This is a genomic window from Hyphobacterium sp., from assembly GCF_965229905.1.
In the GTDB taxonomy this organism is placed as follows: Bacteria; Pseudomonadota; Alphaproteobacteria; order Caulobacterales; family Maricaulaceae; genus Hyphobacterium.
The window spans coordinates 969,565-985,290 of sequence record NZ_OZ245930.1 but is presented as its reverse complement, the minus strand read 5'-3'; the positions used below and the strand labels follow the sequence as shown (position 1 = coordinate 985,290).

Genomic DNA, 15,726 nt, shown 5'->3' with positions numbered 1-15,726 from the left:
CGCACGTCGTGCGAGACCGCTATGTAGGGCGTCTTCGCGCGCCGTCCATAGGGACGGGGCCAACTTTATACGCTTTGTGTTCAAAACGATAGGACGGTCTGACATGACCCGCTTACATCTTCACGACACGCTCACGGGCAGGAAGCGGGAATTCATTCCCGGCGATCCCAAGCGGGTGACGATGTATGTCTGTGGCCCGACCGTCTATTCCTACGCCCATATCGGCAATGCCCGCCCGGCCGTCGTCTTCGACGTGCTGTTCCGCTTGCTCAAGCGGATCTATGGCGAGAACCATGTCGTCTATGCGCGCAACATCACCGACGTCGAAGACAAGATCATCGAGGCGATGAAGGCGACCGGTGCCTCCATGCAGGAAATCACCGGCAAATATGCCGACATCTACCGCGCCGACATGGGCGCGGTGGGCGTGTCCCTGCCGACGATCGAACCCTACGCCACCGACCATATCGACGAGATGATCGCGATGATCGAAAAGCTCGTCGCGGGCGGCCATGCCTATGTGGCGGAAGGCCATGTCCTGTTCTCGGTGAAGAGCTTTGACGAATACGGCGCGCTGTCGAAACGCGACATGGACGACATGATTGCCGGCGCCCGCGTGGAGGTCGCGCCCTACAAGAAGGACCCCGCCGATTTCGTCCTGTGGAAGCCCGCCAAGGACGACGAACCGGGCTGGGACAGCCCCTGGGGCCGTGGCCGGCCGGGCTGGCATATCGAATGCTCGGCGATGACCGAGAAGCATCTTGGCGAGACCATCGACATTCATGGCGGCGGCATCGATCTCACCTTCCCGCACCATGAAAACGAGATCGCGCAATCGGTTTGCGCGCATGGCGGGAAGACCATGGCGCGCTACTGGATGCACAATGGCTTCCTGTCGATGGACGCCGAGAAGATGTCGAAATCGCTCGGCAATGTGAAACTCGTGCACGAGCTCGTCGAGCACTGGCCCGGCGAAGTGCTGCGCTATGCCTTGCTGACCGGACATTACCGGGCGCCGCTCGACTGGACGGACGCGTTGCTGGAACGCTCGCAGAAATCTCTCGATCGCCTGTATGGCGTTTTGCGCCGCATCAGCGCCGAACCCGGTGAGGTGCCGGACAGCGTCGAAGCGGCGCTCGCCGACGATCTCAACACGCCCAAGGCGCTCGCCGCCCTGTTTGCGCTGGCGGGTGAGGCGAACCGCGCCGAGAATGACGCAGACCGGTCGAAAGCTGCGGGCGCGCTGCTCGCCGGTGGCCGGGCGCTGGGGCTGCTCGAAGGCTCGCCGGATGCCTGGTTCGGCATTGACAGCCTGTCCGAGACCGAGCGTGCCGAAATCGACCAGCTCATTGCCGACCGCACCGCGGCCCGCAAGGCGAAGGATTTCGCCAAGGCCGACGCGCTCCGCGACGAACTCGTCGCCCGCAACATCAAGGTCGAGGACGGGCCGGAAGGCTCGACCTGGCGGCTGGGGTAGGGGCGTTCGGTATCCTCCCCTGTTTACGGGGGAGGTGTCTCGAACGGAGTGGGAGACGGAGGGGGCTCGCGCTGCCTATGCCCCCCTCGTCGCTCCGCGACACTCCCCCCGTAAACGGGGGGAGAAGTTGCTACACCCACCGAAACCGAACGCCTCACCCGGATCGCTCGCGGCTTCGCAGGCTCGCGCTCTTCTCCTCTCCCCTTTGGAAGGGGAGAGGGCAGAGAAAGTCGGCCATGACAATGGACGACTTTCGAGGGTGAGGGGTTTGAACGGGACCCGACGCTATTTCAGCCCAAACTCTCGTCATCCCGGACAGGCGCAGCCTGATCCGGGACCCATTCCGGACTGTTGACATCACGGCATGGGTCCCGGGTTCGCGCTGGCGCGCGCCCCGGGATGACGAGGGCACGAAGATCACAAAAGGACAAATACCGACTCCCCTCCCCCTTGTGGGGAGGGGTAGGGGTGGGGGGCTTTGCCGTGAAATTAGTCACCCCACCCCGCCGATCCTGCCGGATCGCCGACCCTCCCCATCAAGGGGAGGGGAATGTGCGGATGCTCAAAACCACACCCCCGCTAGCACTTCTGCCACAATTCCCTTATATCCACGCCCCCATGAATGACGCGCTCTATTCCAGCGGGATTTTGCGTCTCGCCGCGGAGATTCCGCATATCGGCCGGCTCGACCGCGCCGACGGCTCCGCGCGCCGGGTTTCCCGGCTGTGCGGGTCGGCGGTGGAGGTGAGCGTGCGCCTGGATGGCGATCGTATTGCCGACATCGGGCTTGAAGTAAAAGCCTGTGCCCTTGGCCAGGCCTCGGCCTCCGTGCTGGGCGCCCATGCCATCGGCGCTTCGATTGACGAGATCGTCGCCGCCCGTGATGCGCTTGCCGCCATGCTGAAGGGCGCGCCGGCGCCCGACGGACGTTTCGCCGGCCTCGCTGCGCTGGAGAGCGCCCGCGACTATCCGGCCCGCCATGCCTCGATCCGGCTCGCGTTCGAGGCCGCCGCCGAGGCCTGCGCACAGGCCAGCAGCACCACGACACTGACCACCGCGACCGGCTAGGGCCGGGGGCGGCTGCACTTGCCGGCAGCCAGCAACCGCCGGTCCGGAAATTTCCAATTCCGACACTCTCAACGTAAACAACCGGCTGACTGTTTCCGGTGGTCAGGATCATTTTAATGAGCAAGGCCGAGTTCCGACCCTTCAGCGCGATATTGATCGCGGGCGTGCGTGTCTATCGCTACACGCTCTCGCCCGTCTTCTATGCGCTGGGCGTGCGCTGCCGCCACGAACCGACCTGCTCGGAATATGGTGCCGATTGCGTGCGCAAGCAGGGCGCTTGGCGCGGCCTCTGGCTGACGCTCGGGCGCATTGCAAGATGCCGCCCCGGCGGCACGCACGGCTATGATCCGGCTCCAGAGAAACTGCAAGAAGTGCCTTGGTGGGCGCTTCACCGCTTTCGCCATCCGCACGAAGCGGCTAGGAACCCTTCAAACGGCCGGTCCGAACCACAGGACGAAGACAGATGATTAACGTAACGCTGCCCGATGGCGCGGTCCGGGAACTTCCCGAGGGCGCCAGCCCGATGGACCTCGCCGAGGGCATCTCCAAATCGCTCGCCAAGAAAGCAATTATCGCCAAGGTCGATGGCCGGGAATGGGATCTGACGCGCCCGCTGGAAGGCGACGCAAACGTCGAGCTGGTCACGCGCGACATGCCGGAAGCCCTCGAGGTTATCCGCCACGATGCCGCGCACGTGCTGGCACAGGCGGTCCAGGAACTGTTCCCCGGCACGCAGGTCACGATCGGCCCGGCGATCGAGGACGGCTTCTACTACGATTTTGCCCGCGAAGAGCCCTTCTCGACGGAGGATTTCGAGGCAATCGAGAAGCGTATGACCGAGATCGTCGACCGGGATCTGCCGTTTGAACGCGAGGTCTGGGATCGCGACGAGGCGATCGCCCATTTCAAGAGCATCGGCGAGGACTACAAGGCCGAGCTGATCAGCGATCTGCCCGAAGACGAGGTCATCACAATCTACCGTCAGGGCGACTGGATCGACCTCTGCCGCGGCCCGCACCTGCCCTCGACGGGCCGGATCGGCAAGGCGTTCAAGCTGATGAAGGTGGCCGGCGCCTATTGGCGCGGCGATCACCGCAATGCCATGCTGCAACGCATCTACGGCACGGCCTGGGCGGACGAAAAACAGCTCAGGGCGCACCTGTTGCGCATCGAGGAAGCCGAAAAGCGCGACCACCGCAAGGTCGGCAAACAAATGGACCTCTTCCACATGCAGGAAGAGGCGCGCGGCCAGGTCTTCTGGCACGACAAGGGCTGGACGCTCTACCGGACGCTGGAATCCTACATGCGCCGCCGGCTCGAAGATGCCGGCTATGAGGAGGTCAAGACGCCTGTCCTCATCGACCGCAAGCTGTGGGAAGAATCCGGTCACTGGGACAAGTTCCGCGAAAACATGTTCACGGCGCAGACGGAGGATGGCGAAGTCCTAGCCTTGAAGCCGATGAACTGCCCGGCACACGTGCAGATCTTTCGCTCCGGCCAGAAATCCTATCGCGACCTGCCACTGCGCATGGCCGAATTCGGCTCCTGCTCGCGCTATGAACCGTCCGGGGCGCTGCACGGGCTGATGCGGGTGCGCGGCTTCGTCCAGGACGATGCCCACATCTTCTGCCTGGAAAGCCAGATCGAGAGCGAGACGGCGGCCTTCATCGAGCTCTTGAACTCGGTCTATGCCGATCTCGGCTTCGAGGATTTCATCGTCAAATTCTCCGACCGGCCGGAAACGCGCGCCGGGTCCGACGAGACGTGGGACAAGGCGGAGAAGGCGTTGATGGATGCCACCAAGGCCGCCGGCGTCGAAATGATCCTCAACCCGGGCGAGGGCGCCTTTTACGGGCCCAAGCTGGAGTTTGTGCTGCGCGATGCCATCGGCCGCGACTGGCAGTGTGGCACGCTGCAGGTCGATTTCGTATTGCCGGACCGGCTCGATGCCGAATTCATCGGCGAGGACAATGACCGCCACCGGCCGGTCATGCTCCACCGGGCCATCCTCGGCTCCTTCGAGCGCTTCATCGGCATTCTGATCGAGAACTATTCGGGCAAGTTTCCGCTCTGGCTGGCACCGCTCCAGGTCGTCGTGGCGACCATCACGTCAGAAGCGGACGATTATGCGCTCGAAGTCGCGGAAACGCTGAAGAAGGCGGGGCTTCGCGTGAAGACAGATCTGCGCAACGAGAAGATCAACTACAAGGTCCGCGAACATTCGGTCGGCAAGGTGCCGGTGATCGCGGTCGTCGGCATGAAAGAAGCCGAAAACCGCAAGGTCGCCCTGCGCCATCTCGGCGAAGGCAATAAGCAGCAGGAAATCCTCGGGCTCGACGACGCCGCCGCCCGGCTGGCGGAGTCTGCCACCCCGCCCGACCTGAAGCGGAGCTGACGCCGGCATGACGGCCGCTGTAGCCGATAAGGGCCATGCCCGAGCCGGAATCACAGCGGCCATCATGATGGTTTTTTCAGGGCTGGCTGCCATTTCCGGCGGCCTCCCCCTGCCGCCCTTTGTCGCCCTCGGCGGGATCATCGCCTTTCCGTTCGCGGCCGTGTTCGACCTGCGCAAGGATCCACCCTGGGAAGCCCTGCTGGGCACGCTGTTTGTCGCCTGGGCCGCCTTGAGCTGGACCTGGTCGCCCTATGACCGTCCGGATCAGGCGATCAAGCTCATCGCCGGCGTGCCGCTCTATGCCGCCTTCGCCTTTGCCATCGCCAAGCTCGAAGGACGCTGGAAAGCGCGCGTCGAAGCCGCCTTCTTTTTTATGGCGTTTTTCGCGGCGCTCTATCTGTTCGCCGAATTCGTCAATGGCGGCGACGTCACGACGTCCTACAAGGCGGATGTCGCGAATGTCGACATTTCCGATCCCGCCGTTCAGTTCGAAGTCGCCCGCAGCCTGGGCCACGGCGTCTTGCTCATCGTACTGTTCACCGGCCCCGCGGCCGCGCTGGCCTGGCGCGAGGGCGGCCCGCTGATCGGACTGCTTTTGCTGGCGATCACCGGCATGGCCACGCTCGGCTTTGACATGGCGATCAATTTCATCGCTTTCCTGGCGGGAATGGGCGGCGCCGTTCTCGCCTATTACTGGCCGCGCGGGGCCCTGTCGGCGATCTTCGGAATGATCGCCGGGTCCTTCGTGGTTACGCCGCTGATCCTGCCGCCGGTCGCCGCCAACCTGCCCGAGCGGATCGTCGCCATGCTGCCCTTATCCTGGGAAGCGCGCCTCTCCATTTGGGAATTCGCCGGAACCCTGTTGTCCGAACGGCCATGGCTGGGCCGCGGCCTGGATGCCTCGCGGGTCATCGACGACGTGGAGGTGATGCGCGGGCTGGAACATCAGCTCTTGCCGCTGCACCCGCACAATGCGCCGATCCAGGTCTGGCTGGAAACCGGTGCTTTCGGTTCCATTTTGTTGGCCTTCACCCTTGTCATGCTGGGCGGACGTATTGCCGGCGCCCGCTATCTGTCGCGCTTGCAGGCCGCGGCCATCGCCTGGGTGGCGGTCTCCTATTTCTGCTTCATCTTCTTTAGCTACGGCGTCTGGCAGGAATGGCATATCGCCGGCCTTGCCGTAGCCATGGCCGGCGCCAGCTTCCTGTCGGCGCGGCCGAGGCCACACCGATGACCGGATCCATTTCCGCGATCATGGTGAGCTGGCGAACCGGTCCGGTGCTGATGGACGCCCTACGGGCCGTCCTGGCCGATCCGCAGATCGCCGAACTTGTCCTGGTCGATCATGAAAATCCGGCGGCCGATCGCGAGCGCATCGACGCGCTCTCGAAACGCGAGCCCCGGCTCAAAGTCTTGCGGACCGACGCCAATCTCGGTTTCGGGAAGGGCTGCAATCTCGGTGCGAAGGACGCAGCCGGCGAATGGCTGTTTTTCATCAACCCGGATGCCGAGCCCGAAACCGGCGCTGCCGCCCACCTGATGAAAACGCTGCGGGACGAGCCGCCAACCGCCCTCGCGGGTGCGCGTGTCTTGAATCCCGACGGATCCGAACAGCGCGGCGCGCGCCGCCGTGACCTGACACTCTGGCGCGCCATCGCCACATTTTCGGGTCTGGCCGCGCTGGGATTGGCGAAGCCCTTCGGCATGGAGACCGAAGCCGTTCCGGACCGCGCGATCGAAGTCGCAGCGGTGTCCGGCGCCGCGTTCCTCATCAGGCGGAGCGGCTTTGAAGCCCTCGGCGGATTCGACGAATCCTTCTTCCTTCATGTCGAGGATATCGATCTGTGCCGCCGCGCGGCGCGCGTCTGGTTCGTGCCCGGCGCCATTGTACATCATGTCGGCAGCACAAGCGCGGCGCGGCCGCTCGCCGTCGAATGGCTGAAAGCGAAGAGTTTTTTCCGCTATTTCTGGAAATTCGGCGGTGCTTGGGACCGGCTTGTCCTGTTGCTTGTCACGCCGCTGCTCTTCGCGGCCATTATGGGCCGCGCGCTCTGGCGCCAGATGCGCGAACGCTAGGCCGGAAACCCGCCGGCTTTGGACAGCATGGACTCGACCGGGTGCTTCAGCCCCTCGGTCTCGAGCCATTTCGCCGTCTCGATCAGCTTTCCCAGATCCAGCCCGGTGTCGAAACCGGCGCGCTCCAGCATGTAGACGACATCTTCGGTCGCGACATTGCCGGTGGCCTTTGGCGCAAATGGACACCCGCCAATCCCGCCTACCGAAGCGTCGATGACATCGACACCGCCTTCGACAGCGGCATGGACATTCGCCAGCGCGGTATTGCGCGTATTGTGAAAATGCATCCGCAGCCGCACATCGGGCGCGACATGGCGCACGGCATCGATCCGGGCCCGGACATCCCACGGATTGGCCACGCCGATCGTATCGCCCAGCGCGATTTCAATGGCGCCCGCAGCCGCCGCACGTTTCGCCAACATCGCCACGGTGCCAACCGGAACCTCGCCGTCGAACGGATCGCCGAACGCCACCGAGATCGTCACCGAAACGGGCACGCCGTCGTCATGCGCCAACACCGCAATGCGGTCGAACAGGTCTGCGCTTTCCTCCGGCGTGGCGTTCTGATTGCGCTTGCCGAAGCCCTCTGACGCGACCATCACATAGTTGACCTCATCGCACTTCGCTTCGAGCGCCCGCCGCATGCCGCGCTCGTTCAGCGCCAGCCCGATATATTTGACGCCCTTGTCGCGCGGCACACGCGACATGACCGTATCCGAATCGGCCATGGCGGGCACCAGCTTGGGGTGCACGAAGCTGGCCGCCTCCATCCGTCTCACACCGGCATCGATCAGGCGCTCGACCAACTCGATCTTGACCTCCGTCGGCATCAGTACGGGATCGTTCTGCAACCCGTCGCGCGGGCCCACTTCAACGATTTCAATGGCACGTGGCATCGGGTTCAGCCTCCTGGCTCGCAATGGTGCATCCGAACGATCAGCACGGTCGCTTCCCCGCGTGAATAATTGTATCCGGCAATTTCCTGCCGCGCACAAATTTGGGTTTCGAGGCGAGAAAGCGCAACGGGATCGGATCCGGACCGTGCCGTATCCTCGATCGAAATCACCGGGCCTTCGGCCTGGGAAATTGCGTCAGACAGCGCGTCAAACGTGACCAGCCGGGTGTGCGTGCCCAGCGCGAACACCAGGCTTGGCTCGGTATGGCTCGAATAAACCGGCACCGAGGCCGCCTGATCCGCGGTCATTTCCGCAACAACCGCCGCCGCGCGTTGCGAGAGATCAAGCGCAGGAAGGCTGGGCACGATGACACCGCGCAACAGGTAATGCCCGCCAAGGCCGGCCATCACCGCCAATATCAGGGCACTGTCCGCCCGCAACCGCCATAATTCCACGCATACGCCCAGCACGATCACGGCGAAAACAGCAGCCGCCAGCACGCCGGCGATCACAGCCCCGTCGAAATTCGCGGGCGCCAGTACGAGCAGCGCCGCAAAGCCTGCCGTCCCGGCCAGGCCCAGGAGCAGGGAGCTCCATCGCGTCCAGCGCGGAGCATCGCGATAATGCGCCCATCCCAGACCGGCAATCAGCGCCAGCGCCGGATAGACCGGAAGCGGATAGTGCGGCAGCTTTGTCGGCATCAGCTCAAACACGATCCAGGCTGGAATGAGCCAGGCGAGCAGGAAACGCGCGGTATCGGCCTGCGCTTGCGAGCGCAAATCGCCGATTGCGCGATGGAGACCCGGCACCAGAAAGAAAACGATTGGAAGCGACAGGAGCGGCAAGAGCAGAAGGTGATAGCCGGGCCAGCCGCCATGGCCTTCATCGCCCGATGACAATTTGGGCATCAGGTCTTCAAGGAAGGCGCCGCGCAGAAAATTGCCGCCGGTCGCCAGCTCGATCGCGATCAGCCAGGGCAAAACGATCAATGCCGCCAGGACCGGCCCGGGCCAGTAGAAAAGCGGCTTGAGCCAGTCGATGCGCCGCTCCCAGACGATCAACGCGGCCGCCGTCAAACCCGCCACCATCGGCGTGATCGGCCCCTTCACCAGCACGCCGATGCCCAACATCGCCCAGAAAACGAGCGCCGCACGCTTGCCGCCGCCATGGCGCAATTGCACCAGCGCGGCCATCGCCAACGTTGTGACGCCGGCCAGCATGGCATCGGTCTTGGCAATTCCGCCTTCCGCCGCAAGCAGCGATGATACCGCCAGCATGGCCGCAGCAGCGAACGCCGCTTCCCGGCTCATCAGCCTTAGACCGGCCCAGAAACATCCGAGGGCGGCCAGTATGGCGCCCAAAACCGATGGCAGGCGGTAAGCCCAGATCGCGCGGTCTCCCGCATCGGAGAGGAGGCCGACGGTCACCGCCTGCATCCAGTAGATCCCGACCGGCTTCTTGTGCCGCGCATCCTCCTGGAAACGGATGTCAATGAAATCGCCGGTTTCCAGCATCTGGGCGGTGGCCTGCGCGTAACGCGCCTCGTCGCGGTCGAGCGGCTGGATGGTAAACACGCCGGCCAGCGCCGCCAGCGCGGCGAGCACCGCAATGATCCACCAGGCCCGGGGTCCGGAAATGAGGTCCGCCATTCAACGCGTCCGTTCGCGGGTGGAGAAACGCCTCGCACCCTGTTCGAAATCAGGTATGTAACGGGTCGGCGCCCGTCCGCAAACTGGCGCCGCCAGAACGGATGCGCGAATGACCGATAATCCAGACATTTCCGTCGTCGTGCCGGCCCACAACGAAGCCGGGAATGTGACGGGCCTGGCGGCGGAAATCGCCGAGGCGCTCGACGGCCGCCACTATGAAATGATCTTCGTCGACGATTGCTCCACCGACGGCACGCAAGCCGAACTGGTGGCAGCCAAGACGCGGTTTCCGGCGCTTCGCGTGCTGGCCCACAGCCACAATGCCGGCCAGTCGCGGTCCTTGCGCACCGGAATCCTGGCCGCCCGCGGACGGATCATCGGCACCATGGATGGCGACGGTCAGAATCCGCCCGCCGATTTGCCTGCGTTGATTGATGCGCTAAGCCGCAAAGACGCACCAGAAAGGCTCGCCGTGGTCGGGGGCAGGCGCACACAGCGCCAGGATTCCGCCTGGAAGAAGTTCGCATCACGGCTTGGAAATGGCATCCGCAAAGCGCTTCTGCGCGATGATGCCGATGACACCGGGTGCGGGCTCAAGGCCTTCTACCGTAGCGCCTATCTCGACTTGCCCTATTTCGATCACCAGCACCGATTTCTCTATGCATTGTTCAAGCGCGAAGGCTATCTCGCGGAGTTTCGCGATGTGGGCCATCGGCCACGCGGCGCGGGAAAATCGAAATATACGAACTTTGGTCGGCTTTTCGCCTCATTGTCTGACATGCTAGGAGTCATGTGGCTGAACTCCCGCGCGCGCAACGCCGGGGGGGCGGACGAGTTATAGAGGGAGTGTCTTATGGCCAATGGTGGCGATCAGGGGTTTTTCCTCGGCATGATGGCCAGCCGCCGCGCGCGCGAACGCCGCGCGGCCGGTGAAGACGGCCAAACAAGAGGGGGTGGAGCCTTGTTCAATATTTTCCCGTTGATGGTCATTCCGGTGATCATCTATTCGATTGTCGCCCTGATCGGCGGCCAGGAAGCTGTATCATCTGTCCTGTTCAGCCTGACCATGGTCTCGGGCGAGCAATGGAATCTGAGCCTCGGCGATATTCTTATCATCCTCGGCCTCATCTTCCTGTTCATCGAAACCGTGAAGGCGGCCGGGTCTGGCACCGCCACGATTATGAATCATGGCCTGTCCATGCTGGTCTTCGTGATCTGTCTGGCGCTGTTTCTGCTGGTCGGCTCTTTCGCGACCTCGGTCTTCTTCATCCTGATGTCGATGACGCTGATCGATACCTTGGCCGGCTTCATCATCACCATCGTCGCGGCCCGCCGCGACCTGGCAGTGGCCGAATAAGGCTGCCGCTTAGGCCAACAGGAAGAGGAGCGCGGCGGCTATCGTCACGTCGAGCGTGACCGCCAAGCGGCGCTGGATTTTTCCGAAACGGCTCATGCACGCCGCTCCCAGGCCGGGGGCGGCGTTTGCATGTGGGCGGGACGGGCATAGGCGCGATGATAGCGGGCACGCTCGCCCATATCGGCCTTGAGCCCGCGCCGCCGCGGCTGCGCTGACAATTCATAGGCAGCCGCCGCGGAAACCAGCGTCTCATTGGTGTGGCGTGCCTCTGGCGGGACGGCAGAGGGAGACGGGAGATCGCGCCGCGGCGGCCGGTCCTGTGATGTCGCGGCCGCGCTGACCGGCGCAACGCGGGAACCGTTGCGGGTCGGGACATAGGTCAGGAGGCCACGAATCGTTGTCATGGCCTTTGTCACCGCAAGGCCGATGCCAGCCATTAAGACCCAATTAACCGTAATTCAGGCGCAAAACGGGCCGATCCCGCCCGATCGGGAGGAAGCCGTTAAGACATTCGTAACGAATTGAGACAGTCAGCCGCCGGACAGCTTGTCGATCTTAGCACGCATCGCATCCAGCTCGGCCCGCATTGCCTTGATCTCGGCGCTGTCTTCGCCATGGCTGCTGTCAGCAGTCTTTTCCGCCGCCTCATCGCCAGCCAGATACGGATTGAACATCTGCATGGCCTGGCCGAACATCTCCATATTGCGGCGGGTCTGTTCCTGGAAGGCGTCCATCATCGCCTGCGGTGATTGCATGGAACCGGCGATCCGCTCGCGCATGGCTTCCTGCTGCTGCGCGAACGCTTCCATCGTCGCCTGGAGATAGCTCGGGACGACGGCCTGCAGGCTGTCATCATAATACTGGATGAGCTGACGCAGGAAGGGCAGCGGCAAAAGGTTTTCACCGCGCGCTTCTTCCTCGAAGATGATCTGGCTCAAGACGCCATGCGTCAGGTCCTCGCCGGATTTCGCATCGACCACCGTGAAATCGGTGCCGTCCTTTACCAGCTTGCGGACATATTCCAGCGTCACATACTGGCTGGTCGAGGTGTCATAAAGCCGCCGGTTTGCATACTTTTTGATGACGATGGCGTCCGCAGCATTTTCATTTTTACTCATGACCGGCGAACTCCTTTAAAAGGCTTGCGCACGCTGCTATACGCCGCAGAGGCGAACAGGCGCAAAGCGATTAGCGGGGATAATTGCTTTCCTTGACGATTGCTGCAAGTGCGTCACGCAACTGCAGGAATAACAAGACCTAACCGGATGGGGGACACAATGGGACGCAGAGCGTTGGTAACGGGCGGCACGCGCGGAATCGGGGCGGCCATCTCGATGAAGCTGAAGGCAGCCGGATACGATGTCGCTGCCAACTATGCCGGCAATGACGAGACGGCGAAGGCATTCAGCGACGAAACCGGGATACCGGTCTTCAAATGGGATGTCGGCAATTACGACGCGTGTGTGGCCGGCCTCGACGCGGTCGCCAAAGCGCAAGGCGGGCCGCTTGAAGTGCTGGTCAACAATGCCGGCATCACCCGCGACGGCATGTTCCACAAGATGACGCCGGAACAGTGGAATGACGTCATCCGCGTCGATCTGACCTCGCTGTTCAACATGACCCGCCCGGTTATCGACGGTATGCGCGAAAGCGGGTTTGGCCGCGTCGTCAACATTTCCTCGATCAACGGTCAGAAAGGCCAGATGGGCCAGGTCAACTATTCCGCCGCCAAGGCCGGCGTGATCGGATTCACCAAGGCGCTCGCCCAGGAAACGGCGCGCAAGGGCATTACCGTGAACTGCGTGGCGCCGGGCTATATCGACACTGACATGGTCGCCGCCGTTCCGGAGAATGTGCTGCAGGGCATCATCGCCGGCATACCGGTCAACCGCTTGGGCAAGGCCGAGGAAATCGGCGCCGCTGTGGTCTATCTGTGCAGCGACGAGGCTGGTTTTGTGACCGGCGCGACGCTGGCAGCAAATGGCGGTCAATACGTCTCGGGCTAACAGGCGCGCCCTAATTTCGCCCTTCTGGGCGGGCATTCAGGCGCCAATGATAACACGCAGACTCCTCCTCGCGGCCATGCTGTCCGGCACGGTTTACGGCGCCCCCTCGGCTTGGGCCGGTGCCGACAATCCGTTGCGCACACGGCGCAACCGCCGCAGCGAAGTGCCGGACGTGGCCGAGTTTCACCGGCAGGACGGCCGCCGCGGCTTTGTCCTCGACCGGACCAACGAGATCTGGCTGCTTCAGCCGCTCGACAGTGGAGAAGTGCTCGCCCTTTTACCGCGCCGGGCGCCGAATGGGGGCACCGGATTCGAGACCGATTGGGGCGATGAGATCATCCGCGTCTCCTCGATTGGCGCGGTCACCTATTATCCGGAAGACCAGCCGAATGGCGTGATCGCCGAGCTCTGGGAACCCGCGCGCGCCATCACCGTCCCGTCGGCCGATGTCGATGCGCTGCGTGAGCGATCGGCCCAAGCCGCACAAGAACTGGCCGCGATCATGGGTCGGCCGGTGCAGGTCGAATACGGCGCTGCACCGCGCGACGGGTTGGGGTTGATGGTCGACGCCATCACTCTCGCGGTCGCCGGTATTGAACGCGCCCGTGCTGCCGGCGCGACGCTGGATTTCATGCAGCGATTGAAGATCGCGCCGTCGGAGCATGTCGGCCTGACGGTTGCCGACGACCTGTTCACACTTCGCGTTAACCCGCTGGCCGGCTTTGCCGGACGCCCGTCCTCGACGCGCATCGCCCGCTACCTTGTCGCTTACGAGACACCGTCCTGAGGCGACCAGCCCTCCGGCGCGAGCTCGAATCCCTCAAACTCAAAACCCGGTGCCACCGTGCAGCCGACCAACGTCCAGTCACCGCGGCTTTCCGCGCTCTGCCACGCATGGGCGGGAACAACCGCCTGCGGCCGCTGACCCGTGGCAAGTTCGGGCCCCAGATCGTGTTCGGTCAGCACGCCGTTGTCGTGAACGCTTAATCGCAGCGGGCTGCCCGCATACCAGTGCCAGCTTTCTGTCGCGTCAACACGGTGCCAGTGCGAACGCTGTCCGCGCGCCAACAGAAAATAAATCGCTGTCGAGGCCGCGCGGCCTTCGCGCTCGCGGTCCCGGAACGTCTCGCGAAACCAGCCGCCTTCCGGGTGCGGCGCAAGGCCGAGCGCCTTGATGATCTCCTCGGCCGTCAAAACCGGTCCTTCCGCGCCCGGACTTCGGCAAACACAGCGACCGGGTCGGCCCCGGCCAGCCCAACCGAGCGGGCCAGCCCGGTATCATCGGCACGCAGGAAAGGGTTCGCCGCTTTCTCTATGCCAAGCGTCGTCGGAATGGTCGGCTGGTCCATGGCCCGGCGCGCGTCGACTTCTTCTGCGTAGCGCTTGAGCGCCCGATTCTCCGGATCGACACTTAGCGCGAAGGCCGCATTCGCCTGCGTGTATTCGTGCGCACAATAGATCACCGTATCGTCCGGCCAGCCGCGCAGCCGCGACAGGCTCTGCCACATGTCCGCCGGGCAGCCCTCGAACAACCGGCCGCAACCCAGGGCGAACAACGTGTCGCCGACAAAGGCAATCCCGTCTGATGCAAAGTGATAGACGACATGTCCCATCGTGTGCCCGGGCGTGTACCGCACGTCGGCGACATGATCGCCCAGCCTCACCTCGTCGCCCTCCTCGACCCAGCGATCGACGGCATCGATGCGATGGCGGTCATAGGCCGGTGCAGTGATTTTTGCTCCGGTCGCGGCTTTCAGCGCGGCATTGCCGCCGGCATGGTCGAAGTGGTGATGCGTGTTCCAGATCTGGGTGATCGTCCAGCCGGCCGCTTCGGCCGCGGCCAGATAGGCGTCCGCGTCCGGCGTATCGATGGCCGCCGTCTCGCCGCTCTCGGGATCGTGCACCAGAAAACCGTAATTGTCCGACAGGCAGGGAAACTGCCGGATTTCGAGTGGACGCATCAAAACCGTTTCCTTGTTCCAACGGGCTGTTAGCCTAGAGCGGCCAGACTGGCATGTCCGCAACCCGATTGGAAACCGCCCGATGCGCACAGACGCGCTTCAGATCGATCAATTCTATCAGACCGACCAGGGCCGCGCCGCCAGCGCCATGATCGCCCGCCGTCTTCAGGCCCTTTGGCCCAGTCTCGACGGCCTGGATGTCCTGGCCATCGGCTATGGTCCGCCCTTGTTGCAGGGATGGGGACAGCCGGCACGCCGGCGGCTCGCCTTCATGCCCGCCGAGCAGGGCGCGGTCCGGTGGCCGGGCGAGGGGCCGTCCTGCACCACGCTGGGCGAAGAAACCCAGCTGCCCTTCCGCGATGCGATGTTCGATCGCGTGCTGCTGGTTCACGCGCTCGAAGAATCGCACGCCCCGGCCCATCTGTTGCGCGAGCTATGGCGGATCACCGCTCCACAAGGCCGTGTGGCACTGATCGCACCCAACCGTGCCGGCCTCTGGGCGCGGGTCGAATCAACACCGTTCGGGCATGGCCGCCCATTCTCCCGCGGTCAGCTTACGCGATTGCTGACGGACGCCGCCTTTACGCCGACCGCCTGGTCGCGCGCTCTGTTCGCACCACCCTGGAAATGGGCATGCAAGGGCGACCGCGCGCTCGGCTGGGAGCGTCTCGGTGAGAAAATTGCGCCACGCTTTGGTGGCCTGATCCTCACCGAAGCGGTCAAGAATACCGGAGCGCTCACGCCGCGCCGCGTGCGGCCGGTGCGCGTGCGGCTTCCTGGGCTTGAAGGGGCCCCCGCCCCCGCGCTATCTCCTCGCCAAACCCGGCGAGAGGAACGATGA

The 15,726-nt window shown here is 63.8% G+C and carries 17 protein-coding genes; 11 read left to right on the top strand and 6 right to left on the bottom strand.

Features of this window, described 5'->3' with window-relative positions:
- Window positions 1–103: 103 nt before the first annotated feature.
- The 6 genes from cysS to ACO08C_RS04955 all read left to right on the top strand — a co-directional run bounded on the left by cysS (window position 104) and on the right by ACO08C_RS04955 (window position 7,016).
- On the top strand, window positions 104–1,477 hold the full coding sequence (cysS, locus tag ACO08C_RS04980; protein WP_421788011.1) for a cysteine--tRNA ligase: 1,374 nt from the start codon (window positions 104–106) through the stop codon (window positions 1,475–1,477).
- Between the two features lie 618 nt (window positions 1,478–2,095).
- Entirely contained in the window at window positions 2,096–2,545 is a 450-nt protein-coding gene (locus ACO08C_RS04975) for an iron-sulfur cluster assembly scaffold protein (RefSeq protein ID WP_421788653.1), read from the top strand.
- 116 nt (window positions 2,546–2,661) lie between these two features.
- Window positions 2,662–3,012: a membrane protein insertion efficiency factor YidD gene (yidD, locus tag ACO08C_RS04970; protein WP_421788009.1), complete on the top strand. Its 351-nt coding sequence runs from the start codon at window positions 2,662–2,664 to the stop codon at window positions 3,010–3,012.
- On the top strand, window positions 3,009–4,940 hold the full coding sequence (thrS, locus tag ACO08C_RS04965; RefSeq protein WP_421788008.1) for a threonine--tRNA ligase: 1,932 nt from the start codon (window positions 3,009–3,011) through the stop codon (window positions 4,938–4,940). The genes yidD and thrS overlap by 4 nt, the downstream gene beginning before the upstream one ends.
- A gap of 7 nt (window positions 4,941–4,947) precedes the next feature.
- On the top strand, window positions 4,948–6,174 hold the full coding sequence (locus ACO08C_RS04960) for an O-antigen ligase family protein (RefSeq protein WP_421788006.1): 1,227 nt from the start codon (window positions 4,948–4,950) through the stop codon (window positions 6,172–6,174).
- Window positions 6,171–7,016: a glycosyltransferase family 2 protein gene (locus tag ACO08C_RS04955; protein WP_421788004.1), complete on the top strand. Its 846-nt coding sequence runs from the start codon at window positions 6,171–6,173 to the stop codon at window positions 7,014–7,016. The genes ACO08C_RS04960 and ACO08C_RS04955 overlap by 4 nt, the downstream gene beginning before the upstream one ends.
- Here the strand turns inward: ACO08C_RS04955 and ACO08C_RS04950 are convergent.
- Together ACO08C_RS04950 and ACO08C_RS04945 are read right to left on the bottom strand one after the other, a co-directional pair.
- On the bottom strand, window positions 7,013–7,912 hold the full coding sequence (locus ACO08C_RS04950) for a hydroxymethylglutaryl-CoA lyase (RefSeq protein ID WP_421788002.1): 900 nt from the start codon (window positions 7,910–7,912) through the stop codon (window positions 7,013–7,015). The genes ACO08C_RS04955 and ACO08C_RS04950 overlap by 4 nt on opposite strands.
- A gap of 5 nt (window positions 7,913–7,917) precedes the next feature.
- A complete protein-coding gene (locus ACO08C_RS04945; protein ID WP_421788001.1) occupies window positions 7,918–9,561 on the bottom strand; it encodes an ArnT family glycosyltransferase in 1,644 nt (547 codons plus the stop codon).
- A gap of 109 nt (window positions 9,562–9,670) precedes the next feature.
- Between ACO08C_RS04945 and ACO08C_RS04940 the strand changes: the two genes are divergently transcribed.
- Together ACO08C_RS04940 and ACO08C_RS04935 are read left to right on the top strand one after the other, a co-directional pair.
- Window positions 9,671–10,402, top strand: coding sequence for a glycosyltransferase family 2 protein (locus ACO08C_RS04940; RefSeq protein ID WP_421788000.1), 732 nt, complete (start codon window positions 9,671–9,673; stop codon window positions 10,400–10,402).
- A 12-nt stretch (window positions 10,403–10,414) separates the two neighbouring features.
- On the top strand, window positions 10,415–10,918 hold the full coding sequence (locus ACO08C_RS04935) for a hypothetical protein (protein ID WP_421787998.1): 504 nt from the start codon (window positions 10,415–10,417) through the stop codon (window positions 10,916–10,918).
- Window positions 10,919–11,010: 92 nt separating this feature from the next.
- On the opposite strand, the gene ACO08C_RS04930 is transcribed toward ACO08C_RS04935, so the two are convergent.
- Window positions 11,011–11,322 carry a hypothetical protein gene (locus ACO08C_RS04930; RefSeq protein ID WP_421787997.1) on the bottom strand — a complete coding sequence of 104 codons (312 nt, stop codon included), beginning with the start codon at window positions 11,320–11,322 and terminating at the stop codon, window positions 11,011–11,013.
- 126 nt (window positions 11,323–11,448) lie between these two features.
- The gene (gene phaR / locus ACO08C_RS04925; protein ID WP_421787995.1) at window positions 11,449–12,036 is read right to left on the bottom strand and encodes a polyhydroxyalkanoate synthesis repressor PhaR; all 588 of its coding nucleotides are present in this window, start codon (window positions 12,034–12,036) and stop codon (window positions 11,449–11,451) included.
- Window positions 12,037–12,195: 159 nt separating this feature from the next.
- On the opposite strand from phaR, the gene phbB reads away from it, so the two are divergent.
- A complete protein-coding gene (phbB, locus tag ACO08C_RS04920) occupies window positions 12,196–12,924 on the top strand; it encodes an acetoacetyl-CoA reductase (protein ID WP_421787993.1) in 729 nt (242 codons plus the stop codon).
- Window positions 12,925–12,970: 46 nt separating this feature from the next.
- Window positions 12,971–13,711: a DUF4908 domain-containing protein gene (locus tag ACO08C_RS04915; RefSeq protein ID WP_421787991.1), complete on the top strand. Its 741-nt coding sequence runs from the start codon at window positions 12,971–12,973 to the stop codon at window positions 13,709–13,711.
- Here ACO08C_RS04915 and ACO08C_RS04910 read toward each other — a convergent pair.
- Both ACO08C_RS04910 and gloB read right to left on the bottom strand, forming a co-directional pair.
- Window positions 13,693–14,118, bottom strand: a complete 426-nt coding sequence (locus ACO08C_RS04910; protein ID WP_421787989.1) for a cupin domain-containing protein — start codon at window positions 14,116–14,118, stop codon at window positions 13,693–13,695. The genes ACO08C_RS04915 and ACO08C_RS04910 overlap by 19 nt on opposite strands.
- The gene (gene gloB, locus ACO08C_RS04905; protein WP_421787987.1) at window positions 14,115–14,885 is read right to left on the bottom strand and encodes a hydroxyacylglutathione hydrolase; all 771 of its coding nucleotides are present in this window, start codon (window positions 14,883–14,885) and stop codon (window positions 14,115–14,117) included. Before gloB ends, ACO08C_RS04910 begins: the two co-directional genes overlap by 4 nt.
- Before the next feature lie 82 nt (window positions 14,886–14,967).
- Between gloB and ACO08C_RS04900 the strand changes: the two genes are divergently transcribed.
- Window positions 14,968–15,726: a class I SAM-dependent methyltransferase gene (locus ACO08C_RS04900; protein ID WP_421787985.1), complete on the top strand. Its 759-nt coding sequence runs from the start codon at window positions 14,968–14,970 to the stop codon at window positions 15,724–15,726.